This is a genomic window from Martelella lutilitoris (assembly GCF_016598595.1).
GTDB lineage: Bacteria > Pseudomonadota > Alphaproteobacteria > Rhizobiales > Rhizobiaceae > Martelella > Martelella lutilitoris_A.
On sequence record NZ_CP066786.1, the window covers coordinates 4108481 to 4134497 of the forward strand.

At 61.1% G+C, this 26017-nt stretch carries 21 protein-coding genes; 2 read left to right on the forward strand and 19 right to left on the reverse strand.

The annotated features are described in order from the left end of the window. Positions 1-132: 132 nt before the first annotated feature. Positions 133-1290: a M20 aminoacylase family protein gene (locus JET14_RS19410; RefSeq protein WP_200338175.1), complete on the forward strand. Its 1158-nt coding sequence runs from the start codon at positions 133-135 to the stop codon at positions 1288-1290. Here JET14_RS19410 and JET14_RS19415 read toward each other — a convergent pair. From JET14_RS19415 to JET14_RS19500, 18 genes are all read right to left on the reverse strand, one after another. Beyond that, positions 1287-3053 carry an adenine deaminase gene (locus JET14_RS19415; protein WP_200335745.1) on the reverse strand — a complete coding sequence of 589 codons (1767 nt, stop codon included), beginning with the start codon at positions 3051-3053 and terminating at the stop codon, positions 1287-1289. The genes JET14_RS19410 and JET14_RS19415 overlap by 4 nt on opposite strands. Beyond that, positions 3050-3985 (reverse strand): nucleoside hydrolase, encoded by a 936-nt coding sequence (locus JET14_RS19420; RefSeq protein WP_200335747.1) that lies wholly within the window; start codon positions 3983-3985, stop codon positions 3050-3052. The genes JET14_RS19415 and JET14_RS19420 overlap by 4 nt, the downstream gene beginning before the upstream one ends. A gap of 9 nt (positions 3986-3994) precedes the next feature. Then, positions 3995-5017: an ABC transporter ATP-binding protein gene (locus JET14_RS19425; RefSeq protein ID WP_200335749.1), complete on the reverse strand. Its 1023-nt coding sequence runs from the start codon at positions 5015-5017 to the stop codon at positions 3995-3997. Beyond that, a complete protein-coding gene (locus JET14_RS19430) occupies positions 5010-5789 on the reverse strand; it encodes an ABC transporter permease (RefSeq protein ID WP_200335750.1) in 780 nt (259 codons plus the stop codon). The genes JET14_RS19425 and JET14_RS19430 overlap by 8 nt, the downstream gene beginning before the upstream one ends. Next, positions 5786-6613 (reverse strand): ABC transporter permease, encoded by an 828-nt coding sequence (locus JET14_RS19435; RefSeq protein WP_200335751.1) that lies wholly within the window; start codon positions 6611-6613, stop codon positions 5786-5788. Before JET14_RS19435 ends, JET14_RS19430 begins: the two co-directional genes overlap by 4 nt. Positions 6614-6807: 194 nt before the next feature. Further along, positions 6808-7818 (reverse strand): ABC transporter substrate-binding protein, encoded by a 1011-nt coding sequence (locus JET14_RS19440; RefSeq protein WP_432443092.1) that lies wholly within the window; start codon positions 7816-7818, stop codon positions 6808-6810. 11 nt (positions 7819-7829) lie between these two features. Next, positions 7830-8882, reverse strand: coding sequence for a LacI family DNA-binding transcriptional regulator (locus tag JET14_RS19445; protein ID WP_200335753.1), 1053 nt, complete (start codon positions 8880-8882; stop codon positions 7830-7832). A 345-nt stretch (positions 8883-9227) separates the two neighbouring features. Beyond that, positions 9228-10328: a Gfo/Idh/MocA family protein gene (locus JET14_RS19450; protein ID WP_246750384.1), complete on the reverse strand. Its 1101-nt coding sequence runs from the start codon at positions 10326-10328 to the stop codon at positions 9228-9230. 256 nt (positions 10329-10584) lie between these two features. Beyond that, a complete protein-coding gene (locus tag JET14_RS19455; protein WP_200335754.1) occupies positions 10585-11370 on the reverse strand; it encodes a ThuA domain-containing protein in 786 nt (261 codons plus the stop codon). A 57-nt stretch (positions 11371-11427) separates the two neighbouring features. Next, positions 11428-12456, reverse strand: coding sequence for an ABC transporter ATP-binding protein (locus JET14_RS19460; RefSeq protein WP_200335755.1), 1029 nt, complete (start codon positions 12454-12456; stop codon positions 11428-11430). Between the two features lie 12 nt (positions 12457-12468). Continuing rightward, positions 12469-13302, reverse strand: coding sequence for a carbohydrate ABC transporter permease (locus tag JET14_RS19465; protein WP_200335756.1), 834 nt, complete (start codon positions 13300-13302; stop codon positions 12469-12471). Next, complete coding sequence (locus JET14_RS19470; protein WP_024709199.1) at positions 13299-14279, reverse strand: carbohydrate ABC transporter permease; 981 nt, start codon at positions 14277-14279, stop codon at positions 13299-13301. Before JET14_RS19470 ends, JET14_RS19465 begins: the two co-directional genes overlap by 4 nt. Positions 14280-14375: 96 nt before the next feature. Continuing rightward, a complete protein-coding gene (locus JET14_RS19475; RefSeq protein ID WP_200335757.1) occupies positions 14376-15653 on the reverse strand; it encodes an ABC transporter substrate-binding protein in 1278 nt (425 codons plus the stop codon). Between the two features lie 145 nt (positions 15654-15798). After that, the gene (locus tag JET14_RS19480; protein ID WP_200335762.1) at positions 15799-16824 is read right to left on the reverse strand and encodes a substrate-binding domain-containing protein; all 1026 of its coding nucleotides are present in this window, start codon (positions 16822-16824) and stop codon (positions 15799-15801) included. Positions 16825-16969: 145 nt separating this feature from the next. Beyond that, positions 16970-18793, reverse strand: coding sequence for a DUF2264 domain-containing protein (locus JET14_RS19485; RefSeq protein WP_200335763.1), 1824 nt, complete (start codon positions 18791-18793; stop codon positions 16970-16972). An 82-nt stretch (positions 18794-18875) separates the two neighbouring features. After that, a complete protein-coding gene (locus JET14_RS19490; RefSeq protein ID WP_200335764.1) occupies positions 18876-20795 on the reverse strand; it encodes a TRAP transporter large permease subunit in 1920 nt (639 codons plus the stop codon). A 214-nt stretch (positions 20796-21009) separates the two neighbouring features. After that, the gene (gene dctP / locus JET14_RS19495) at positions 21010-22044 is read right to left on the reverse strand and encodes a TRAP transporter substrate-binding protein DctP (protein ID WP_200335765.1); all 1035 of its coding nucleotides are present in this window, start codon (positions 22042-22044) and stop codon (positions 21010-21012) included. Next, positions 22041-23333 (reverse strand): glycoside hydrolase family 88 protein, encoded by a 1293-nt coding sequence (locus JET14_RS19500; RefSeq protein WP_200335766.1) that lies wholly within the window; start codon positions 23331-23333, stop codon positions 22041-22043. Before JET14_RS19500 ends, dctP begins: the two co-directional genes overlap by 4 nt. 268 nt (positions 23334-23601) lie before the next feature. Here JET14_RS19500 and JET14_RS19505 point away from each other — a divergent pair, with 268 nt between their 5' ends. Next, on the forward strand, positions 23602-24702 hold the full coding sequence (locus tag JET14_RS19505) for a LacI family DNA-binding transcriptional regulator (protein ID WP_200335768.1): 1101 nt from the start codon (positions 23602-23604) through the stop codon (positions 24700-24702). A 98-nt stretch (positions 24703-24800) separates the two neighbouring features. Here JET14_RS19505 and JET14_RS19510 read toward each other — a convergent pair whose 3' ends face one another. Next, a complete protein-coding gene (locus JET14_RS19510) occupies positions 24801-25916 on the reverse strand; it encodes an ROK family transcriptional regulator (RefSeq protein WP_246750386.1) in 1116 nt (371 codons plus the stop codon). Positions 25917-26017 lie beyond the last annotated feature (101 nt).

A 26017-nucleotide genomic window follows, 5' to 3' on the forward strand; every position in this document is an offset into this window, starting at 1 on the left:
TCGCGTTGATACCGCTTAAAAAGCGCTTTAAGCCGTACAAGTCTCGTTACGGAATTTAGAGAAACACTCCGAAAGGCTTTTAAGAGGATGACTGCACAGGATAAACGCGCGACATCGGTTCTTTCCGAGATCATGAGTGATCATGCCTTCTGGCGGTCGTTGCGTCAGGATCTGCATGCCCATCCCGAGCTTGGCTTTGAGGAGCACAGGACCAGCGAGATCGTCGCCAGGCTGCTCGGCGAAGACGGCATTGCGGTCCATCGCGGGCTGGGCGGCACTGGGGTTGTCGGCACGCTGAAGGCAGGCGACGGCAACCGAGCGATCGGGCTGAGGGCGGACATGGATGCACTTGCCATGCCGGAAACGGCGGACCGGCCCTATAAAAGCACGGTTCCTGGCAAGATGCATGCCTGCGGCCATGACGGACACACGGTAATGCTGCTGGCGGCGGCGCGCTATCTGGCGCGGACGAAGGACTTTTCCGGCACGGTTCATTTCATCTTTCAGCCCGCCGAAGAAGGCCGCGGCGGCGCGAAGAAGATGGTCGAGGGCGGGCTGTTTGAGCTGTTTCCCTGCGATGCGGTTTACGGACTGCACAATATGCCGGGGCTCGATATCGATGAGATGGCCGTGGTCGAGGGGCCGCAGCTTGCCTCATCCGACAGCTGGCGCGTCACGTTCAAGGGCACCGGCACACATGGCGCAAAGCCGCATCTCGGACGCGATCCGGTGACGGCTTCCGGCCATTTCATCGCCGCGCTGCAGACGATTGTCGGGCGGGTGGTCGATCCGCTTCAGCCCGCGGTTGTCTCGGCCTGCTCGGTGAAGGCAGGCGATCCGAATGCGCTCAACGTCATTCCGGATATCGTTGAGATCGGCGGAACCGCGCGCGCCTATTCGCCCGAAACCCGCGACCAGCTGGAAGAGGAAATAGGCCGGCTTGCGCATGGCATGGCTGCCTCTTTCGGCATTGAGGCCGAATATCGGTTCATTCGCCGCATTCCGCCGGTCGTCAATGCGACGGAGCCGACGCAAACGGCGCTGCAGGCTGCACAGACCGTCTTCGGTGAGAAGGTACGCACGGCCTTTCCGCCATCGACGGCCGGCGACGACTTCGCCTTTTTCGGAAATGAAGTGCCGGGCTGCTATGTCTGGCTTGGCAATGGCCCGGCCGTGGACGGCGCGCTACACCACAACACGGCCTATGACTTCAACGATGACGCCATCGGCTACGGCGCGGCCTACTGGGTGCGGCTGACAGAGACCGAACTGCCAATCAAAGCCGCTTAGACGAGCTGACGCAAGACCGGGCTTTCCAGCACGGTTCCGGCTTCAACATCGGTGATGCCCATGTCGGTCTGATGCGGACCGGCATTGCAGGCAAGCGTTGCGCCGACCAGCGCCTTGAAGGTGAGATAGGGCGGCTCCCAGTCAACGATTGTTCCGGCAGCATTGCGCACAGCCTCGAAATCACGGGCGACATCTTCAAGCGGTGCATCCGAGATCAGGCCCAGCAGCGGCAGGGCTAGCAATGCTTTCACCTTGCCATCGGCCACCACGACCATGCCGCCGCCGCTCTCGATCAGCGCTTTGGCCGCCACCGCCATATCCTCGGGGTTCCGCCCGAAGATTGTCAGGTTATGGCTGTCGTGCGAAACCGTGGTCGCGAATGCGCCACGCCATTTTCCCCATCCACGCAGAAACCCGGTTTTCGGCTTCGCTGCTGCTTGACCGTGACGGTGGATGACGCTGATCAGCGTTGCACCGTCTGGCGGACATACAAATCCGTTCCGCACATCCGCCTCCGCCTTGCCCCAGCGGGTAAACCGCGGCTGGTCGATGGTGGCGACCTCGACGCGCGTCCCCTTGGCCTTCACCCTGAAATCATCCGATGAAAGCGGCTCAACCTTCATGGAGCCCTTAAGCATGTCCGAAGGATGCTCGGAAACGGCAGCATTGAGGCACCCGTCAGAGGCAATGACCTTGCCATCCACAATCACATAGCGGGCCGCAAACGCCTCAAGATCCTCGAAGATCGCGATATTGGCGCGCCGACCGGCCGCGATGAGCCCGATATCGGTTCGGTTCAGACGCCGCGCCGCATTCAGCGTGGCCGCCTGCACGGCCTGAACGGGAGGCAAACCGCGCGCGACCAGCGCCCGGATAAGCGCAACCATGCCGCCGCCGGTCAACAGATCATCCGGAAAGACATCGTCGGTGCACAGCGTCAGCGTCTGCGGCCAAACGGGCAGGCTTTTCAAAGCCACGACAAAGTCATCGAACAGATAAGGATGCGAACCGCGAAGTTCGATTGTCACCCCGGCGCGCAGTTTCTCCAGAAGGTCATCGCCCGATGTCAGCTCATGATCGGATGAAACCCCGGCACTCATGAAGGCGGCAAGCCTGTCGCCGGAAAGCCCGCGCGCATGACCGAAAACGGGCTTTTGTGCATGAAGTCCGGCATTAACGATGGCGCTCATACGCGGACTGCCGGAAATAACGCCTTCCATGTTCATGACTTCGGCGATGCCGCCGATTTCCGGCCGGGCCAGAATGTCGGCGATCGTTTCCGGCCCGAAATCCGCGCCAGCGCGTTCCAGTCCCGGCGCCGACGGCACACAGGAGGGCGCCAGAATGATCGCCTCCAGCGGCAGGTCACGGGCGGCCTCAATGGCCCAATCGACGGCAGGAACGCCGGCGACGTTGGCCAGTTCATGCGGATCCCAGACAATGGTCGTCACGCCGCGCGGCAAAACGGCTTTGGCATAGGTCGCAGGCGTCACCATCGAGCTTTCGACATGCATGTGCATGTCGACCAGCCCCGGCGAGACGAAGGCCCCGCCTGCATCAATGGTTATCTCAGCTTCGCTGCGCGCTCCGGGCGGCATAACCGCCGCAATCAGCCCGCCGGAAAGGCCGACATCGGCCGGTCTCAGCTCCCCGGTAGCAACATCCACGAGCGTGCCGCCGGAAATTATGAGATCGAATGGCCGCTCACCACGGGCGGCTTCAACCGCTGCGGCACGCATGGCGGGCTCGTCAATGCTTTTCATCGCCGTGCCTCCGCCAGCAATGCGCCCATGATCGTGTCATGCGCGGCATCGGCATCAACCTCGGTGATGATTGAGGCGTTAAAATCCGCCTCCGGGGCGAGTTTGTAAGCACGGGTTTCGACAACACTGCGCCCGCGTGTGATGTGTCCGGCCGTTTCAAAGGCCAGATTCACCGGCTGCAAGGAAACAAGCGATGAGTGACAAAAAGCCACTGCCGCCGCAGGATCAAAAAACGCCATTTCGGTGCGACCCCGCTTTGCGGCTATATTGAGAAAACCTTCCGTCAGATCGGCCAGAAGCGGTGCGTTCCTGCCGTTTTCAGCGCGCAGCGCCGCCACGTCGTCCGCATTGATCGTAACCTTGCGGCAAAAATCGAGGTCGGCCATGATAAAGGGGATGTCACGCGAAAGCACGATTGAGGCCGCTTCCGGGTCAGCCAATGCGTTGAACTCGGCGGAAGCGGTGTGGTTGCCGCTGGTGACGCCGCCGCCCATCCAGACAATCTCGCTGATCCGGCTGGCAAGGTCGGGGCGCGCCAGACAAAGGGCTGCGATATTGGTCAAAGGCCCAAGAGCCAGAATGCGCTTCGGCCCGTCATCCTTCGAAAGCCAGTTGCAAAGGGCAACAAAGGCCGGATCGGATGGCGGAAGTGCCGCTTCCGGCAGGCTGAGGCCCGCCGTCGGCATGCCGGCATCGCTGAGGATCGAGGCTGCGGTTTCAACCGCCCCCATCACCGCCCGGTCAGCCCCGGCATGGATCGGGAAGGTCCAGTCGAAAACCTCGGCTGCGGCTGCGGCATTGCTGCAGACCTTCGCCAGTGTCGTGTTGCCGAAGGTCAGCGACAGGCCGTCGATCTTCTCGCCGCTTGCCCGAACGGTGAGGATGGCGGCGATGTCGTCAAACCCCATATCCGTGTCGATCCAGACGCCCATGATCGCCGCCTATCGTTTCAGGACAACGGCGTCTTCGACCCGAAGATCGAAGGCGAGTTGCTGGCCCAGGCTATGCGCCGGTGCGCTGGCATCCACATCGACCTTGATCTGACCAAGCGGCGTTTCCAGCACATATTCACGCATCTGACCGACAAAGGCCGCGCCGATCACCGTGCCAATGAAGGTCCCTTCGCCAAGGCGCACGAAACGCGGCCGCCATGCCAGACCTTTTGCATCCGCAGGAAGCGGCTCGGGAAGTGAGAAGGCTTCGCCCTTGCCTTTGAGCTTACCCGCTTCAACCGTGAAAATGTTTTCAAAGCCGACGAAATCGGCAACGAAGGCGGATTCGGGACGGTTATAGATATCCTCCGGCGTTCCGAGCTGTTCGATAGCGCCATCTTTCATCACCACGATCCGGTCGGCCAGAGACAGGGCTTCGGACTGGTCGTGGGTGACGAAAACCATCGTCAGGTCGTTGGCCTTTTGCACCCGCTGAAGCTCGGTGCGCATTTCAAGTCTGAGACGCGCATCGAGGTTTGAAAGCGGTTCATCCAGCAACAGCACTTTCGGATCCATCACCAGCGAGCGGGCAAGGGCGACGCGCTGCTGCTGACCGCCGGAAAGATCGGCGGGCCGGCGGTCGGCATAATCCCCAAGACCGACAGCGCTCAAGCCTTCACTCACGCGGGCAGAAAGGTCCGAACCGCGCATTCCCTTCAGTTTCAACCCGAAGGCCACATTCTCAAATACCGAAAGATGGGGAAAAAGCGCATAGGACTGAAACATCAGCCCAACCTCGCGCCTGTTCGGCGGAACACGGGTGACATCGCGGCCATCCAGAACGATCTTGCCGCCCGACGGCGCCATCAGACCGGCAATGGCGCGCATGGTCGTGGTCTTGCCGCAACCCGAAGGCCCGAGAAGGGCGATCAGCTCACCTTTGGCGATTTCAAGGTTGAGCCGCTCGACGACGGTGTTCTTGCCGTAGGAGAGCGACAGGTTGTTCAGGGAAAGCAGAGTATGGTCAGACATAGCGGGTAAAGCCCAGAAAACGCTCGGCGACAAACACAATGCCGATCGAGAGGAAAGCAAGAAGCGCGGCGAGTGCGGCGACGGATGGGTCGTAGGTGGTTTCCATATAGCCGATCATATCGATGGGCAGCGTGCGCACGCCCGGCCCCGACAGAAACAGCGATACCGGAACCTGATTGAAACTCGTCACGAAACCGAGAATGAAAGCCGAAAGCACGCCGCCCCGGATATTGGGCAGCACCACGCGGAAAAACGCCCCTGCCCGGCTCGCGCCCAGCAGGATCGCGGCCTCTTCGATATCGGAGCGCAGATTGTTGAGGCTCGCCGAAACGACCCGCACCGCATAGGGCAGGATCAGCGCCGTATGGGCGACGAACAGGGCTAGCGTGATCGACAATGACAACGGCACGACGAAATAGCGCAGCAGCGCCAGACCGACGATGATGCCGGGCACGATGATCGGCGAAGAGACGATCAGCCGCACGGTTTCCGCGCCCGGCACCTTGTAGCGCGACATGGCATAGGACGCCGGAATGCCGAGGATCAACGCGGCCAGTGTGCCGAAGATTGCCAGAAACATCGACATGGCAAAACTGTCGCGGAAGCTTTCGATGGAGAAAACCTTGATCACCCATTTCAGTGAAAGGCCCGGCGGCGGAAAGGCAAGATTGTTGCCGGAGGAAAGACCCGCCATGACAATGACGATGAACGGGCCGATCAGAAAGACGAGCGTCAGCGCCAGCGGCAGGAAGATGAAGAATTTCGATCTCATTTGCCACCTCGTGCGGATGCGATTTTCTTGAGCAGGAAGTTGGCGGAAAAGGCCATGGCCATCAGGATGAAGGCAATCACACTGGCCGAGACCAGATCATTGGCGACGGTGACGCGCTGATAAAGCAGCGTTTCCAGCATCAGCACCTTGGAGCCACCGAGAATGGCCGGCGTGATATAGGCGGTCATGGAGCCGGTGAAAACCAGCGTTCCGCCGATGATCAGCCCCTCGCGGGTGAGCGGCAGGATCACCTTCCAGAACACCTGAAACCAGTTGGCGCCCAGAACCCGCGCGGCGGGCACGGCATCGCGCGGCATGTTTTCCAGCGCGGAAATCAGCGCAATGATCATCAGCGGCAGGAAAAGCTGCAACAGGCCGATGGCGACGGCCGTCTCGGTAAAGAGAAAGCGGATCGGCTCGTCCGAAAGCCCGAGGCTGACCAGCGCCTTGTTGATGATGCCGGTGCGCCCTAGAAGCACGATCCAGGCATAGGTGCGCGCCACCGGCGAAATCATCAGCGGCAGCACGATCAGCCCGATCATCCGGCCCTTGCTTTTTTCCGGCAGGCTGACCGTGGCGTAAGCCGCGGCATAGCCGATCACGGCGGCAATGACGGTCACCAGAGCGGCCAGTCTCAGCGTTCGGAAAAAGACGGCGCGGTTCAGCGATTTCGAGAAGAAATCGACATAGGCCGAAAGCGTCCACTGGCCGTCGATATGCACGCCCTGCGCCAAAAGCACCGCGACCGGAACCAGAAACACCACTCCGGCGAAAAGGGCGGCCGGCAGGACAAGCGCCATGGCCTCAACGCGGCTTTGAAACATGAGGTAACTTTCTCTTTTAGCGCGCTTCCGCGTTTCTCCGAATCGCGAAAGCGCTCTATCTTTTTTTACGCGTTTCCGGACGGAAAACCGGTGTCCACTGTTCCTGGAAACGCTCTAGAACAGCACGGCGGCTCAATCGCCGCCGTGCATAAAACAGACCCGGATGGGACAAGGTCTGCCGGTTTCAGCCGGTCTTACTGGCCGACTTTTTCATTCCACTGCTCAAGCCACATATCGCGGTTATCCAGCAGCACTTCGGAGGGCAGAAGATAGAGGTTGTCAGCCGTTTCCGCGCCATAGGTCAGATTATCGGCAACCGCGTCGGAAACCACGACCTCCTTGTTGGCCGGGCTGTCCACCAGCGCCTCGGCCAGCTTGGTCTGAACATCCGTCGACAGCCAGAAATCCATGAACTGCATCGCCAGATCTTCGTGGCCGCTGTCCTTGGTCATGACCATCACGTTCAGGCCACCGGTCTGGCCTTCCTTCGCCGTTGCCCATTCAATGGGAAGGCCCATATCGGTGAACCCGCCCCAGGCGAAACGACCGATGGGTGCTGCCCAGATTTCTTCCTGCTGCATCAACTGCGCCAGCTGCGAGGAGCGAACGTAGAAAGTGACGAAATCGTCGCGATGCTCGGCAACCGCATCGATCGGCGCCGTCAGATTGTAATCGTCATTACCGATGGCCTTGCCGAGCATGTAAAGCGAAGGCGGGCCCTGATTGGTGGTGACATTGGGAAACGCGACGCGGCCAGCCAGTTCCGGGCTCAACAGGTCCTCCCAGCTGTCGATCGAAACCTTGTCGGAGCGGTAGGCGATCGATGTGGCGTAGAAGGTGTAGCCGACGCTCTTGCCATCGCCATTCGGATCCTTGGCGATATCGTAAAGCTTGTCGTAGCTAGACAGCTTCGCATAATCGATATCGGCGATCAGCCCCGCGCGCGCGGCCGAAAGCGCATCGGCCATCGACATGACGGCCATATCGACGACGGGGCTCTGCTTGTTGGCCTCCATCTTGGCCAGACGTTCAACGCTGTTGCCGGTTTCAACAACAATGTCGCAGCCGCAGATTTCTTCGAAGGGATCGTAGACGATCTCCTTGAAGGCGTCCTGCGCGAAAGCATAGACGGAAATGGTCAACGTCTTGTCGGCGGCTGAGGCGGTTCCGGCCGAAAGCGCCAGAGCCACGGCCGTGGCGGTCATCATCAGTTTCTTCATCGGTCAAGTTCTCCTTCCGAGGTTTTTGTAAAAGCAGGCTTCTTGCCTTCTTCTTGTTGCGCCGGTCCGGTTGAACGGCGGACGACAAGGGTCATGGGAACGCGATCGCGGGCAGCCTTCACGGTCTGGCCGTCGGCTTCGGCTCTTGTTTCGATGACCTGTTTGAGCGCGGCAATCGCGATTTCGGCAACCGCGGGCATATCCATCCGCACGGTGGTCAGCGCCGGGGTGACGACGCTTGCAAACATCAGATCGTCAAAGCCGGAGACCGACGCCATGGCCGGAACGCCGATCCCGGCATTTTGCAGGTGGGTGAGCACCTTCAGCGCCTGCAGGTCGGAGACGGTCACGAAGGCGGTGTAGCCTTCCGCGTACCAGCGCGTCGCGTCGAACTCATTTCCTTCCGCCATCGACGGGCTGTCGAGCCAGATCGTCTTTGTCGTGGCGGCGGCAAGGGCTGCGCGTACGCCTCCAAGCCTGTCGTTTTGAACAATGGAATTGCGATGATTGCCGATCAGCAGGATTTTCCGGTGACCAAGGGCGGCCAAATGCTCGCCTAGAAGAAAACCACCGCCCCAGTGATCGGCAGAAACCGTGTTGCCAGGGGTCGAGGGAGAATCGATCATCGCCACCGGACACCCGATATCGCTGACGCGCGTGCCGCGCCGCGGCACCACGATCATGCCGTCCACGCCATGATCCTTCAAATGCCGGATCGCTTCCGTCTGCGCCTGGATGCTGCCGCGTGAATCCGCAATCAGAACGCCGAGTCCTGCATCTGTGGCCGCGTTTTCAATCGCCTGTGCGATCTGCGGGAACAGCGGATTGCCGATATCGGGCAGAACCAGACCGATGACACCGGTCTGCCCGGTGCGCAGCGCGCGCGCCGATAAACTTGGCACATAGCCCAGCTCGTCCGCCGTTTGCCGTATCCGTTTTGCAAGATCCGCCGAAACCCGCCCCTTGCCGGACAGCGCATTGGAGACAGTCGCGGCGGAAATATCCAGCCGTTCCGCGATCTCGGTTAGTTTGGGCGCGCGTTGCTGCATTCAGAACATGACTTGATTAAACGATTAAGCAAGCATGTCGAAAAACGAACGCAATGTCGAGTCTTGTCGATACTCTCATGCGTCAAAACGCGCCAAGTCGCTGACAACCGGCTCATGGCGAAGGTTTTTCTCGATCAGCCACCTGGAACTCCTGTCTGAAGGGTGAGGTATCAAGGCACCATCCAATCAGTCGGGAGGTTTCCTTCAAAGCCCGACCCAGTCGACGCGACAGCGGCCGCGTTCAACCGCCATATCATCCATTCCGCCCGCGCGCTGCGCTTGTTCTTTCTGAGACCAAGACTGCCCGAAAACATACCCGCCAGCGACGGCTGGCGGGTATGTTTGTCAAACGGCGGCGATTGTTTCTTCCACCGGTTCCAGCGTCAGAGAACGGCAATCCATGTCCTGCGAGCGGCCAGCAAGGTCGAGAACCTGCTGGAGTTCCGCACCGCGTTCGAAGGTCGGCTCGGCCGCTTCCTCGCCACGGATTGCGGCGATGAAGCGGTCGTAGATTGTCGGAACCTTCGGGCACTCGATGTCCGTCCAGGTCTCCTCCAGCATTGCTTCCGGACCGATGCAACCACGCAGAATGCTCTGTTCCTGCTCGAACAGAACCTGCAACCCGCCGAGATCTCCGTAGATGCGCAGCCTCAGGTCGTTGTGGTGGCCGGAGGCGAAGCGGGTGGCGGAAATCGTGCCGATCGCCTCGTTGGCGAGCTTCAGATGCATGACGAAACTGTCATTGGCGTCGAGCGTGTATTCGCCGATCCTGCCGCCCTCCGCCTTTCCGAACACCGCCGTGCGGCAGGATACGGATTCCGGCGCGACGCCGGCGATGTAGGTGGCAAAATCGATGATGTGGATGCCGACATCGCCGAGCACGCCCTTGGAGCCGTGTTCGGTCGAAAGCCGCCACAGCCAGCCGGGCTCCGTGCGCCAGTCGCCCCATGCGGCCTGGGTGAGCCAGCTCTGCAGGTAGGAGGCCTCGAAATGGCGCACCGTGCCGATGGCGCCCTCGGCCACCAGTTCCGCGGCCTTCTGAAGCGCCGCGACATTGCGGTAGGAAAGGTTGATCATGTTGACCACGCCCGCGTCCTTCGCCTTCGCCGCCATCTCGGCCGCGAATTCGTAGGACGTGCTCAGCGGCTTTTCACAGAGCACATGCTTGCCGGCGTCGATGAGCGGTATGGTGGTGGCATAGTGAATGCCGTCCGGCGTGACGTTGGAGGCGGCATCGAAGTCGCATTGTTCCAGCGCCTCGGCAAGCGAGGCATAACGGCCGGGAATGCCATGCTTGTCGCAGAAAGTCTTCAGTATGTCCGGCCGCGTATCGACGCCGCCGACAACCTCAACGCCTTCCATCTCATTGAACGACTGCGCATGCACCCGCGCCATGCCGCCCGTGCCGACGATCAGCACGCGCACCGGTTTCTTCGTCTTCTTCATCTCATCGGTCTCCCGAATTGGGCGTATCGCCCGGTGTTTTTCTGGTGTTTGAGGACCTTGCTCCCATCAATCTCCCTCCTTTGAGGGGGAGATGCCCCGGCAGGGGCAGAGGTGGGCGCCCCCTCTCAAAGAGCACGCGATTGCGGCTTTTAGGGCTTGCACCCTTTACCCCCCTCTCTGTCGCTTTCGCGACATCTCCCCCTCAAGGGGGGAGACCGGTTGGAGCAAGGGGCGATCTCCGTTTGCAAAACCGCCCTTACCGGAACCCGGCCTCGCCGGCCGCGTGCAGCTTCTCGCCGCGTTCCTCGATCTTTTCCGGGGCCTTGTCGACGGGGACGTTCGGCGCATCGGTCGGATCCGCAACGCGGGCGAGCGGGTTGTGGGCCCAGTGCACGGCGTTGGCGATCACCTTCAGAACGTTTTCGTTGTGATAGGTCGGGTAGGTCTCGTGGCCGGGGCGGAAGTAGAAGACATTGCCCGCGCCGCGCTTGTAGGTGAGGCCGGAGCGGAACACCTCGCCGCCCTGGAACCAGCTGACGAACACGGTCTCCAGAGGCTCCGGCACGCCGAAGGGCTCGCCGTACATTTCCTCGTTCTCGAGCTCGAAATAATTGTCGATGCCGGCTGCGATCGGGTGGTTGCGGGAGGTCACCCACAGCCGCTCGCGCTCGCCCGCCTCGCGCCAGGTGAGGTTGCAGGGCGCGCCCATCAGTCGCTTGAATGGCTTGGAGAAGTGGGCGGAATGCAGGAAGATCATGCCCATGCCGCCCCAGACCGCCTCGCAGACGCGCTCGACGACCGTGTCGTCGACATCGCCATGGGCCGCATGGCCCCACCAGATCAGCACATCGGTGTTGGCGAGCCGCTCGGCCGTCAGCCCGTGCTCGGCATCCTGCAGCACCGCGGTTTCGGCGGTTATGCCGGCATCCTTGTTCAGCGCGCCGGCGATGCAGGCATGCATGCCGTCGGGATAGAGTTTCGCGACCGTCTTGTTGGTCTGCTCATGTACGTTTTCACCCCAGACGAGGGTTCTGATCGTCATCGTTTTCTTCCTTCATGCTGGAGGCGCCGGCGAACCCGGCCCTCGATTTCCGAATGCTCAAGTCGCCGTCACGATTTCCGGAAGCGGCAAACCGTCCTTGTCGAAGCGATGGATGAAGCCGGGGTCAGACGGCGCCAGTGACACCGCGGAGCCAATCACGGTGTCGAGCTTGCCGCCCTGGCGCACCGTCAGCGGCTCCTCGGCCCCGATATCGACGAACAGATGGTGGTCGGAGCCGAGATCCTCCGTGTGGATGACCTTGCCCTGCCACAGCCCGTTGCCGGCGCCGACGATATCGATATGCTCCGGCCTGATGCCGAGTGTGGCGCAATCGAATTTTTCGGCAAAGGCGCCACTGAGAAAGTTCATCTTCGGCGAACCGATGAAGCCGGCGACAAAAAGATTGGCGGGCTTTTCGTAGAGTTCGGAGGGCGTGCCCACCTGCTCCACCCGGCCGTCGCGCAGCACGCAGATCCGGTCCGCCAGTGTCATCGCTTCCACCTGGTCATGCGTCACATAGACCATGGTGACGTTGTCCATTTCATGATGCAGCCGGGCGATTTCGAGACGGGTCGCGACACGCAGCGCCGCATCGAGATTCGACAGCGGTTCATCGAACAGGAACACGCGCGGATCGCGCACGATCGCCCGGCCGATCGCCACGCGCTGGCGCTGGCCGCCGGAAAGCTGGCGCGGCAGCCGGTTGAGCAGATGCTCGATCTGCAGCATTTCGGCCGCTTTTCTCACGCGCTGATCCATCTCGCCGGAGGACGCACCGGCAAGCTTCATGCCGAAAGACATGTTCTTGTACACGGTCATGTGCGGGTAGAGCGCATAGGACTGGAACACCATTGCGATGCCGCGTTTCGACGGGATGACGTTATTCATCCTTTGGCCGTCGAACAGCAGCTCGCCTCCGCTAATGCTTTCGAGCCCGCAGATCAGCCGCAGGAGCGTCGACTTGCCGCAGCCGGACGGGCCGACGAAGACCATGAATTCGCCCTTCTGGATCTCAAGGTCGATACCCTTGATGACCTCGATGACGCCGAAGGATTTGCGGAGTTTTTTCAGTTCAATCTGAGCCATTTTTGCCTCCCGTCAGCCCTTGACCCCACCGGCAGTGAGGCCGGAGACGATCTTGCGCTGGAAGATGAGAACGAGCAGCACCAGCGGCACCGTGACGAGGACGGACGCGGCCATGATGGTGCCCCACGGGGTTTCAAACTGCGATGCGCCGGACAGAAGCGCGATCGCGACCGGCACCGTGCGCTGGGTCTCGGATGCGGTGAAGGTGAGCGCGAACAGGAACTCGTTCCAGGCCGCGATGAAGGCGAGAAGTCCGGTCGTCACCAGCGCCGGCCACAGAAGCGGCAGGAACACTTGGGTGATGATGATCCATGGCGTGGCGCCGTCGACGATCGCCGCCTCCTCGATTTCAAGCGGCAGATCGCGCATGAAGGTGGTCAGCACCCAGACGGTGAACGGCAGGGTGAAGATCGTGTAGGAGAGGATCATCGCCCACGGCGTGTTGAAGATGCCGAGGAAGCGGACCAGCTCGAACAGGCCGGCAAGCACCGCAATCTGCGGAAACATCGAGACCGCCAGGATGGTCATGAGCAGCAGCGCCCTGCCGCGAAACCGGACGCGGGCCAGCGCATAGGACGCGGTGACGGCGAGAAAAAGCGCGCCGAGCACCGTGACGGAGGCGATGAACACCGAGTTCAGCACCGACCGCGGAAAGTTGCGCGCCGTCAGCACCGAGACATAGTTGGCGAAGTCGATGACCTCCGGCAGGTAATTGACCCGGAACAGCGCCGTACCGGTCTCGAGGCTCGTCAGGATCGCGTAATAGAACGGGAACACCGCAACAACGACGATCAAGAGAACGGCGAAGTAGAAGGCGACCTTCTTGAGGATGTCGGTGGCAGTCATCGCGCATCCTTCCCGCCGAGATCGACACGGCCGAGCCAGATATAGAGGATGACGAACAGCGCGATGATGGTGAACAGCAGCGTCGACTGCGCCGAGCCATAGGCGAACTTGTTGAAGTCGATCATGTTCTCGCGACTGATGATCGACATCGTCTTGGTGGCCGCCGAATTCGGCGTCAGCACATAGATCAGGTCGAAGATCCTGAGCGCGTCGAGCATGCGGAAAATCACCGCCACCATCAGCGCCGGGCGGACCAGCGGCAGCGTCACCCGGAAGAACACCTTCACCGGATTGACGCCATCGACCTTCGCCGCCTCGTAGATGTCACGCGGGATCATCTGCAGGCCGGCAAGGCAGAGCAGCGCCATGAACGGCGTCGTCTTCCAGATATCGACGATCAGAACCGCGATCATCGCGGTATCGATATTGGCGGTCCAGGCGATCTTGTGGTCGATGAGGCCGAGTTTCAGCAGCATGTCGTTGATGATGCCGAACTGGTCGTTGAACATCAGGCCCCACATCCTGGCCGAAACGATGGTCGGGATCGCCCAGGGAATCAGGATCGCGGCGCGCACGATGCCGCGCCCGACGAAGCGGGCATTGAGCACCAGCGCCACCATGAGGCCGAGCACGGTTTCGATCGACACCGAGATGACCGAAAAGCGCACCGTGTTCCACACCGCATTCCACCAGGCGGCATCGGCAAGCGTGCCCCGCCAGATGACCCGGCCGGAGGAAAGCTCGCGGCGATAGAGATAGTTGTCGAAGCCGATCCAAGTGCCGCCATAGAGATTGTCGAGCGTGGTATCGGTGAAGGAGAAATAGATGGACCGCAAAAGCGGCCAGGCGGCGACGCAGAACAGCATCACCAGCATCGGCACGAGAAACCAGAAGGCGGCGCGGCGGCGCTGATCCTCAAGGCTTCGCTCGCGCCCGCCGCCTGTGGCGGGGGGAAGCGCGGACGAGGTTTCGGTCATGGCCCGTTTCCTGTCGGTTACTGCCGCAGCCATTTCCGGCGCGGCCGATGGAAGATGGGGCGGCAGGCAAATGCCGCCCCGACCAACAAAGGAGCGTTACCAGCCGCTGCCCTTCAGATCCTCAAGATCGATCTCGAGGATTTCGAGGTTTTCAGCGGCAGTGCCGTCGCCGGCCAGCGTGTTGTGGACGGCCGACCAGAACAGCGAGGAGACCTCGTTATACTTGCCCTTGGTAGGCGCGGACGGGCGCGGAACGGCGTTCAGGAACACCTCTTTCCAGCGCGGAATGATGGGCTGCTTCTCGGCAATCTCGGCGTCGTCGTAGAGCGCAACCAGCGTCGGCAGGTTGGTCTGCTTCAGGGCGCGCTCCTTCTGCGCCTCGGGGCCGGCCAGATACATGGCAAGCGAGATCGCAGCCTCCTGGTTCTTGCTGTATTTCGACACCGCGACATTCCAGCCGCCAAGCGTTGCCGCGGGCGAACCGCCATCGGGCCCCGCCGGCAGCGTCGTCACGTCGAACTGGCCCTTGATCGGGCTCGAATCGTCATTGCCCAGCGCATAGGCATAGGGCCAGTTACGCATGAACACGGCATTGCCCGTCTGCCAGACGCCGCGGGCCTCCTCTTCCATGTAGGCGAGCACGCCTTCCGGCGAGATCGTGCCGACCCAGGAGGCTGCCTCTTCGACAGCGGCCGCGGCTTCGGGATTGTTGATCGAGATGGAGCCGTCCGTCTCGACGATCTGACCGCCGCCATAGGACTTCACCCATTCGAGCGCGTCGCAGGTCAGGCCTTCATAAGCGTTGCCCTGCCAGACATAGCCCCACATGTCGGCATTGCCGTCGGCACGCTCGCCGTCCTGGATTTCCTTGGCGGTCTCGGCGAGTTCCGGCCAGGTTTTCGGCGGCTCCTTGCCGTATTTCTCGAGCAGGTCCTTGCGGTAGTAGAGCGCCGGCGCATCGGTGAAGATCGGCATCGCCACGAGCTTGCCGTCAACGGTTTGCGATTCGATGATCGAGGGGAAATAGTCGTCGATGACATCCTTGGCGGCATCGCTCAAATCGACGAAATGATCGGCAAGCTGCGGCGCCCAGATGACGTCGGTCTGGTAGAGATCGACATCGGCATTGCCGGCGGCAAGCCAGAGGCGGTACTGACCGAACTGATCCGTGGTCGACGACGGCATCGGCACGATCTTGGCGGTGTTGCCGGTCTTTTCCTCCCACGGCTTCACCAGTTCCCTGAAGTTCTGCACAGCCGTGCCCGTGTCACCCGAAACGATGGTGACCTCGACGGCGAAAGCGGGGACCGCAAGGCTTGCGAAAAGCGCTCCACCTGCGGCTAGATATGCCAGTCTGTTCAGTCGCTTGACCATGATTTCCTCCCTTGAAGACAGCCGACACTCCCATATCGGCGAACACCGTTTCTTGATTTAACGAAAATCCGAAACGTTTCGGGAAGGTATGCCCGCAAATGCGTTCTGTCAACGGGACAAAATCGAAGGGCCGCGGACGGCGGCCTTACGCGGCAGCGACGGAAGCGCGCTCGATGAACACGGTGCGGCCGATTTCCTGCATCTGGGCAAGCGGATAGCCGCCATCGATGGCCCGGGCGAGAAAGGTTGCCATCGGCTTCCAGCTTTCCGACAAGGCACTGGCGGTGACGGTGAGCGGCGGGTTGAAGCGCTCGGAGTCGAACTCGAACAGCAGGTCGTCATGGGCGACCACGGAGACATCCTCGGGGATCGACAATCCCGTGGCCTCGACCGCGTGGTAAACACCCTTTGCAATCCGTGTGTTACCGCAGATCACCGCCGTCGGGCGCTCGGTCGTGTGGGCGACAAGCCGCACGCTTTCGACCAGGCCCGCGCTTTCCGTCATCTCGACCGCGACGTGCAGCGTCTCATCATAGACGATCCCCGCCTCGGCGAGCGCGCGGGCATAGCCTCTCTGACGGGCCTCGACGAATGTCAGCGAGCGGAGACCATTGATGAAGGCAATGCGACGGTGGCCTCGCTCGATGAGATGGCGCGTGAGACGATGAGCAACCTCTTCATTATCGATATCGAAATAGGGATGGGCGCTATCGGGCGCGGCGCGGCCATGAACCACGAAGGGCACTTCCCGCTCGCGCAGGAAGGCGATGCGACGGTCGTCGACAGCCGGATTGAGGATCACGAAGCCGTCGAGCGTACGGCTGTCGACCAGCCGCCGGTAGACCTTGATCTCGTCATCCGCCAGCCGGCCGACATGCAGCATGAACTGAAGATCGTGCTCTGCAAAGAACTCCGAAAGCCCACATGTCGTTTCCACAAAGAGCGTATCGGGCGGCACTTCCGAACGATTTCGGAAGACCAGACCAACCGTGCCGGAGCGGCCGGAAACCAGCCGACGCGCCGAGACGTTGGGCATATAATTCAATCTCTTGGCCGCGTCCACCACGCGTTCCCGGGTGGCCGCACTCACATCGCTGTGGCCGTTCAGCGCCCGGCTGACCTGGGTTACCGAAAGCCCGAGGGCATGACTGAGGTCTTTCAAAGTGGTCATTTTGTCCCGAGGCGCAAATCAATTGTCCGGCGCCGTTTCCGCACCTATCTTGCCAACCGGCGGCAGGGCCGGCAAGGCCTAAGACCCGAAACGTTTCGGGCATCATGGACGCACATCGGGCGCGACTGCGTCCTGCCTGTGATCGCTAGTCCAGCAGGTCGGCAATATCGGTGTCGCGGCGTGAGGAGACAAGGAACTCGTGCGTGAGCGTGTGCTGCCCTGCCGGCAAGCGCGCCAGCAGGAACGGCGTAACAGTTCTTGGCGCGCTCAGATTGGTATGCGTCCTGCGGGCTGCGCCGGCAAATTTCGGATAGGCGTCGAGACTGCGAATCGCCGACAGACCGTTCGCGCCGCGGACGGCGATGACGGCTTCTGCCTTCATGATATCAACGCGATCGCGATCCTGCATCAGCAGGCGGGCTTCGGCCGCGCCCGCCTCCGGCGCCAGAACCTCCGCCTCCTCATACCACTGGTCCACGGCAAAGCCGCTTTCGGCGACGAAGGCCGGTCGTGCGAGTTCGAACACATGGCGGCGTGTAAAGCTGCCGTCATCGGCGACCTCGATGGTCGTTTCCACGACCTGCTCGCCGGTGCTCCAGCCAAGCGACAGCGTGCGGCCGTCGAGCCGGCTGAAACTGTTGCTGCGCCGCATCTGCCAGTTGATCCCACGATCGAAGCTGAAGGCGAGGATATTGTCGCCGAAGCGGAATTCCTCGGCATATTGCAGGGCGTTGATCTCCATGCCGAAATTTGTGGAATAGGCGAACTTGTTGTATTTGTCCGGCTGCACGTCGGCACGCACAGGCGCGCCGTAGTGAACCACGCTGTGGCCTTCGATCCGCTGCGCGATCGTATTGTTCGCCGGCATCGGGTACACTTTCTGCAGGCACGGCAGAGGCTCCTCCTCCGCCTGCCAGAATGCCGAATTCTCCGACAGTGCCAGCGGCATGAACGCCTTCATCGCCCAATAGGGCGAGGTGGGAGAATTGTAGTCCTCGCACATGATGAGGTTCGGATAATAATAGCCGCGGGTCATCAGCCCGTCGGCCGTGAAGATCGGCTTGTCGCGCCAGCTGCGCAGCTGGCGGGCCCAGATGCCCTTGATCTGACCGGGGCTCATCCCGTCCAGCTCGCAGACGGCCGCCATGCCCCAGAAGGCCGCCATGGCGAACCGGTAGGTGAGCGACCGACCGACCATCAGGCCTTCGCCGGTTTCGGCAAACCAGTAGGAGAACGGCACCAGGAAGGCCGAGGCCCGCTCGCGAAAGGCCTTGACCAGCGCCGGTTTCGGATCCCTGGCAAAATGGACGTAGAGCAGCGCATAGAAATGAATGGCGAAGGCGCCGTAGTGATCGATGGGCAATGTCGGGCCGTCGCCATACCAGCCATCGCCCAGATACCACTCGCTGACACGCTGGATGTATCTGTCCTGCAGTTCCTGGTCGATGAGATCAGCGCGCCCGATCTTGCGCAGGCCTTCCTGGACGAGGACGGCAAAGAACAGCCAGTTGTTGTCGACGAGAACGACATGCTGGATCTCTTCGAGCCAGCGCAGCAGATTGTCCTTTTCCCGATCGGAAAACGGAAAAAAGGCGGCTTCCGGCGCGGCCATCAGCATGACGCCGATTGCGGCCATTTCCACGCTGTGCTGCGACGGGCTCTGCGTCGGGCCCCAGTAGTCGGGGTGCTCCGGGTCCGTGCCTTCGGAAATCACGCGGCGCATCAGGGTCCACCAGCCGCAATCATCGCCGGCACCGACCGTCAGTGGAATGAGGCCCCAAAGTGGACGTGCAACGCCCTCGAGCGAACTGGAAGCCATCGGGTAGACGGCGGCCCCTTCGTCAAAATCGACACGCGCGCCCTGACGCTCGATATAGCCGGCGACCGGTGCGATGAGATCCCTGACAAGGGTCTGGAAATCGGTGCGCGTCCGCATCGGGTTTTCAGAGAACTTTGAATAATACGCCATTTGCCTGGTATTCCTGACTGATGGTCCGAAAGCCCCCTTGAAGGGGGCCTTGATGATTGAACCCGATCGTCGGCCCTTGCGTCTACATCCCGAACAGCCGCGGCAGGAACAGACTGAGTTCGGGGATGTATGTGATCAGCAGCAGGCCGGCGATCTGTACGAAAAAGATCGGCAGCAGCGGCCGGACCACGCGGGTGATGGGCTGGCCGGTAATGCCGCAGGACACGAACAGAACCGTGCCAACCGGCGGGGTCACGACGCCCATGCACAGGTTGTAGATCATCACCACGCCGAAATGCACCGGATCGACGCCCATGGCCGTGACCACGGGATAGAGGATCGGGGTGAAGATCAGCAGGGCCGCCGACATATCCATGAAGACGCCACCGACCAACAGGCTGATATTGATCAGGAGAAGGATGGCATACTTGCTGTCGCTGATGCTCGTCAGGAACGTGCCGATGCTGTCGGGAATGCTGGCAAACGTCATGCTCCAGCTCATCAGCCCGGATGCCGCGATCAGCAGCAGGATCACTCCGGCGGTGATCGCGGTCTGGTAGGTCGCCCGGATCAGCTGCTTCCAGGTCAGGCTGCGATAGACGATGGCGAGCAGGAGACTGTAGAAGACGGCGATGCCGCCCCCCTCCACCGCCGTGAAAACACCGCCGACGATACCGCCGATCACGACCAGAACGAGGGTAAGGCTCGGCAGCGCCTTCCACACCGTCACCATGACCTCGGAGACCCTGTAGGGCGACTTGTCGGTCGGGTATTTGTTGCGGCGGGCGTAGATATAGGCCACGACCATGACAGACAGGCCCATGATGATGCCCGGAACGTAGCCGGCAAGGAAAAGCGCCACGATCGATGCGGACCCGCCGCTGATCAGCGAATAGATGATGAACGGTCCCGATGGAGGGATCAGCATGCCGGCAGGTGCCGAGGCCGCATTGACGGCGGTCGTGAACGGCATATCGTATTTCTTCTCTTCCGCCACGGGCGCGATCATGCTGCCAATCGCCGTCGCTGCCGCGATGCCGGAGCCGGAAAGGCAGCCGAACAGCATGTTGGCGATGACGTTGGAATGCCAGAGGTTGCCCGGAATGCGCCGGCCGATCAGCATGGCGAGGTCGATCAGGCGCCGGGCGATACCGGCCTGCGTCATGATATTGCCCGCCAGCACGAAGCAGGGCAGCGCCAGAAAGCCGAAATTGTCCAGGCTGTTGAACAGCTTCTCGCCGCTCGTCGTAAACACGGTTGCCGGATCGAGCTGGAGACTGATCGTCAGCATGCCCGAGATCGCCAGTCCGACGGCAATGGGCGTCCCGATCGCAAGAAGAACGAAGAACACGCCGAAAAGCACGACAACCGAAAACAGTTCAAGCCGTTCATAGACGAGGTATTCGTAGACAGACGTGCCGGAGAACCACCAGATCAGCGCGAAGACGAACAGAATGACGACGGCAGACATTGCGATCGCGGAAATCGAGGCCTCGCCAGCGCGGCGCAACCGAAGCAGCTCGACGCATTGCGAGACGACGGTCATGACGCCGGAAATCAGAAGAACGCTTTGAAGCGTGCCGATGGAGATATTGATGATCGGCGCCATCATCCGCGAATTCTCGAAGATCGCGTTGTAGCCCGACCAGGAAAGAATGAGGCCGAAAAGCAGGCATAGCCAGGCATTGACCGTCTTGAGAAAGCCCGCGCGCCGCTTTGGCAACATTTCCAGAACCAGCGGCAGGTTCAGGTGCTGGCCGCTCATGAAGCAGTAGCCAGCCCCCAGAAGCCCGAGCCAGATCAGGGAATAGCGCAGCAGACCTTCCGTCAGGGTGCTTGGCGCATTGAAAACATATCGCGCGACAACCTGATAGGTGATCATCGCACTCATGGCCAGGGTCAAGGCCATCAGGACCGCGCCGAGCAGCTTCCCGAAAAGCGCATAGGCGCGACCAAGCGTATGGGTAAGGGTAGAGTTCGGAAGTTCGTTGGTTTGCTGCATAGGACCAGTTCCCGGAACATACCGCAAAGCGTGTTGCGGTCGATTTTCAGCCGCGATCCGAAGAGCAAATACGGGTCGCGAGGGCATTGGGGGAAGCCCTGCATGCTTCAAGACCGGAAGCGCCAGAAAGGGAAGCCAAAGCCCGGGCGGCAAGACAAGGACTGCCGCGTATCAGGCTCTGGCCCGACGACCGTACATCCAGTCGAAAGCAGGATCAGAGCTGACGGCCTTCGATCGCAAAAATCGCTTCGAGCAATGCGCGCTTCTTCGGATCCTCAGCAGCTTCCTGATACATCGGCTGGACAGCTTCCATGAACGGCGCCTTGTCGATCTCGACAATGGTAACGCCGAATTTTTCAGCTCCGAGCTCTGCGCTGCGGGCGAACTGGCTGTCGATGAATTCAAGCGACTTGAGGCTGACCTTCATCAACTCTTCCTGAACGATCGCCATGTCTTCCGGGCTCAGACTTTCGCGGAACTTGTCGCTAACGACGACGAAGTCGGTCAGGCGGGTATGCTCCGTGAGAGCGGCGTACTTGGCGGCTTGACCGTAGTTGAGGTCGTAAAGGCCGCTCAGGGAGCCGCCAGCGCCGTCGATCACACCCTGCTGCAGCGCGGGGAAGACATCGCCGAATGCCATCGGCGTCGGAACCGCACCGAATGCCGTGTACATGTCGACATAGGTCTGACTGGAGAGAGTTCGGATCTTCATGCCCTTCAGGTCCGCCATCGTGTTGACCGGCTTGGTCAGGGTGAGGCTACGGAAGCCGTTGGAGAAAAAGCCCAGCGGAACGAAATTGTGGCTTTCTGCCGATTCGAAAAGCATATCCTGAATTTCGGGATTGCTCATCACCTTGCCGTATTCGTCAAGCGTACGGAACACGTAAGGCAGGTTCACGACCGAAAATTCGGGAATGATGTTCTCCAGCGTGGCGCTGTTGACGAGCCCGAGATCGACGACGCCTTTCTGGATCTGCTGAAGATAGTCTTCCTGGCTGCCCAGAACGCCGTTCGCAAAGACCTTGATCTTGACCCGGCCATCCGTTCTTTCGTCAACGGCTTCGACGAATTCGCCGATCAGAGCGCCAGGTCCGACATCGGCTGTGGTGTTGGTCGCGAACTTGTAGGTTTTGGCCTCGGCTCCGGTAGCCATAAGCCCCGCAATGCAGGTCACTGCGATCATAAGTGATCGAAATTTCATTTCTCTCTCCCGATTTGTTGTTGGTATACTCGTCTTCGCTGTGGTCACCAGAAAAACTGGCGATATCCAAGGCCCCTCAGAACGGCCTCGAAATAGTAGTAATCTCCGTATGGAAGCATGGCGTTCGCCAGGTTGGGGCGCCCTTGCGCCTTCGCGCCGTGCACGTGCGACGCGCCGGCGGAGAGCAGGCCTTCCGCATCAGGGTCGCCCGTCAGGTCATGCCGTTCACGTAGCGCAAACAGCATTTTCAGGGCGGCGGTCCGGTAATGCTGGCCGCGCTTTTGATCGCCGATCCGACAAAGCACGTCGGCCAGAATGAACAGCCCCGATGATGTGACGGCGCCGGCGGAACTGTCCTTGATCCGCTCTTCGCCGGCCGGAAGCAGATAATCCCAGTCAGGGACGTAATCGTCGCCCATCTTCTCAAGGGCATAGTCGGCCAGCTTGGCGCTCAGTTCGAGAAATTCGAGATTGCCGGTGGTTTCGGCCAGTTGCGCGAAACCGTGAATGCCCCAGGCCTGGCCGCGGCTCCAGCACGAAGCGTCCGCATAACCCTGCGCCGTATTGCCGCCGATCGGCATGGCGGTGGAGGTATCGAAATCGAAGGTGTGGAAGGTGCTGTAGTCGCTGCGCACGATGTGCTTCTTAAGGGTTTCCGCATGCCGGAGGGCCGCATCGCGATAGGAGGCGATGCAGGTTTCCTGATAGGCCCAGAGCAGCAGCGAAAGGTTCTGGATGGAATCGATGATGACCTTTCCCTGAACCTTGGCCGCGTGTTCCATATTCTCCCGGCTTGCCGTCCATGCCACCAGGTAGTCGCCGGCCCAGTTGAAGCGGCCCTTCAGGGCATCAGCCGCCCGCAGGGCGAGCGTGCGCGCCTGCTGGTTGCCGGTGAGCTTGTAGTCGGCAACGGCGGAGAGAGAGAACAGAAAGCCGAGGTCATGGCTCAGCCACAGCGGCGTGTTGAGAATGCGCTCGAGATGCAGGTTGCGCATCCGCGCCATGTTCTTGTAGCGCTGATCGCCTGTCAGCATGTGCGCGAGCCAGAGCTCGCCGATCCAGAATGAATCCGTCCAGAAGTAGCCGATTTCGGGATAGAGCCAGCGGTGATCGTCCGCGCCGGCGCCAATCATCGGATTGCGCGACCCGATCCGGGGGGCATTCCGCTCAATACTGCCGAGAATATCGGCCTTGACCGCCTCGAGATCCTGCTGGGTTTCTGCCGCGATCGGCGGAATGATCCGTCCCTCGTCGTGAACAGGAAACATATCGTTCATTGGGCAAACTTTCCTAGACAACGTACTACGGCGACCCACCACGTCGCGCGGCGATGCCATGATCTCCTGAACCCGGGACGCTTTGGCATATCTCCGCCCGCCCGAAGGCTGCTCCACCTTTGAAATCAGTCGCCGTTTTGAATGCCAGAGGCAGACAGGACGACGACCAATCGTTGGCGGGCATATTGGTCCCGACTATTTTCTCAGTCAACCATAATTTTCCTATTTTTCTTTATTTTCTATTTTTTCTATATTACGCTTTGATTTTCCACACGCTTGTGGTCGACGCGCTTTCGTGTATTTCTCGAAATCGAAGGGAAGAAAACCGATGAGTGAAACAATGGAACCGGCGCATCCAGGCAAGAATCCAAACGCGGAAGACAGGCAGGATGCCACAGACACCAGACCCGCCCGCTCCTCCGCAAAGCTGACGGATGTCGCCGCCGCCGCCGGCGTTTCGCTCGCAACAGCCTCCAAGGCCCTCAACAATCGGCGGGGCGTCAGCCGGCGAAACCGCGACGCCGTTTTGCGCGCGGCGCAGGCGATCGGCTATCTGGAATATGAAAACCAGCCGCCCCGGACGCTGCCCTCGACGGTCACGCTGTTCACCTATGGGAGGATGGTCGGCAATGATGCGTTTTATGGCGATATCATCGACGGGATCGTTTCCGAGGCCACCGCGCAAGGCGTGACGGTTGAAGTTTCCATCCTCGACGAAGCGCTTTCCAAGCGCGGAGAACGCTCGTGGAAAGCGCTTCCGAAAGCCGCCATTTTGATGGGCATTGACGAACCGCGGCTGCTGGAAGAGATGCAGCAGGGCGGAATACCGGGCGTCCTGGTCAACGGGATCGATCAGTCGATGAATTTCCCGAGCGTTGCGCCCGATTATTATTTCGGCGGCTGGGCGGCGACCCGCCACCTGCTCGAACTCGGACACACCGAAATTCTTCACGTCACGCATGTCTATCGGGTCTCGATCGCCCAGCGCGAAATCGGCTTCCGGGATGCGCTGGAGAGCGCGGGCATCACATTCGATCATACGCGCCATATTCTCGACCTGGGTTCGACCGACATGATCAGCATGAATGCGGGTCCCGCAGTCGCCAAACATCTTGCCGGCATGGAGCGGCGCCCGACGGCGCTGTTCTGTGTATCGGACGTCGTCGCAATGAGCGCAATCCAGGCGATCAGGGACATGGGGCTTTCCGTTCCCGACGACATATCGGTCGTCGGCTTCGACGGCCTGCCGATCGGTGCGCACGCCATGCCGTCCCTGACGACGGTCGGCATCGACCGGCGGGAACTGGGGATCGCAGCCGTCAAGCTTCTCGCCGAGAGAGCGTCCTTCCCCGACAGCCCGGCAAAAAGGATCAGCATCGGCGTCGAGCTGCTCAATAGGCAGTCGACCGCGCCAGCACGGAAGGGCTGAACGTCCGAGCCACAGCAGGAGCGACCGAAGTTGCGCTGGTCCAGCGCATTTCGTCATCATCCGCCAAGCGCTGTCCGGCGCGCGGCAGATGGGGCTGCCTATCCCGCAACCAGCACGGCGTTGAGGTCGACGAGATAACGGTCGGAAAGAGGCAGGCTGGCGGCACCGAGAGAGCGTCCGTTCGGCCCGATCGTGCCTTCGGCAATTTCGGGTTTCTCGATGCCGGGGGCGTCGGTGCGATCGAGGATCGCCGCCGTTCTCGCGACGATTTCGGCCCGGACATTGCCCGGCAGCCAGCCATCGATCAGCACGGTTCCGACATCGACGACGCAGCAGGAGGCTATGATAGCAACGGCCAGGCTCCTGCAGGTCTCGTCCAGCCACGGCTCCAGCAGGCTGGCTTCGACCACCCAGTCATCCGGCGGCCCCCAAAGGCATTCACTAGATTGCCCGGCCAAGGCCATCGCCCGCTCCAGCAGGCAGAGCGAAGCCGTGTCCGCCAGTTGACGATACGAGCCATCCGCCTGCGCGATCGGCAGGGAGCCTAAGGCTGCCGCATTGCCGGAACGACCGGTGTATAGCCGGTTGTCGAGCACCAGACCGCCGCCAATGAAATAGCCGATGAAGAAATGCAGGAAATCTTGCGGGCGCTGTCCCTTGCCGAAGGCCAGTTCCGCGCCACAGGCCGCCGAGGCGTCATTTTGCAGGTAGACCGGCAACCCGAGACTGGCCTCCAGCTCCGCGCGGATGTCGCGGGTACGCCACTCATCCATCCGGCCGGCCGGGGCGCCGGCGATACGCGCCCAGTCCCAGATGCGGAACGGTATGGCAATGCCGAGGCCGGCCAGACGCTCCTGCGGGACGGTGGCCCGCATTCCGGCAATCGCCGGCAGGACGAAAGCCATCATATCGTCGAGACGCGGATAGTCGTAGACGAGATGGGCGCTGTCCAGAACATCGCCGATGAAATTGAGCAGGACGATATCGGCCGATCGGCGTCCGATTTTGAGGCCGAAGAAGAAGGCGCCATCTGGAGCCAGCCCCATCGGAACCGATGGTTGGCCGATTCGGCCGCGCACCGGCTCGCCACGTTTCAAAAGGCCTTCCTGCTCCAGGGAACGCACGATTACGGCGCTTGTCTGGATCGAAAGCCCGGTCCTGCGCGCAATCTCGGCCTTGGCCAGCGGGCCGTTGCGGCGGATCGTGGACAACACCAGCCGTTCATTATGGGCGCGCACACCCGATTGGTTCGATCCTCTTGAAGTCGTCAGGTTCTTATTTCCCTGACCGTCTCCGGATAAATGCGTCGTCACGT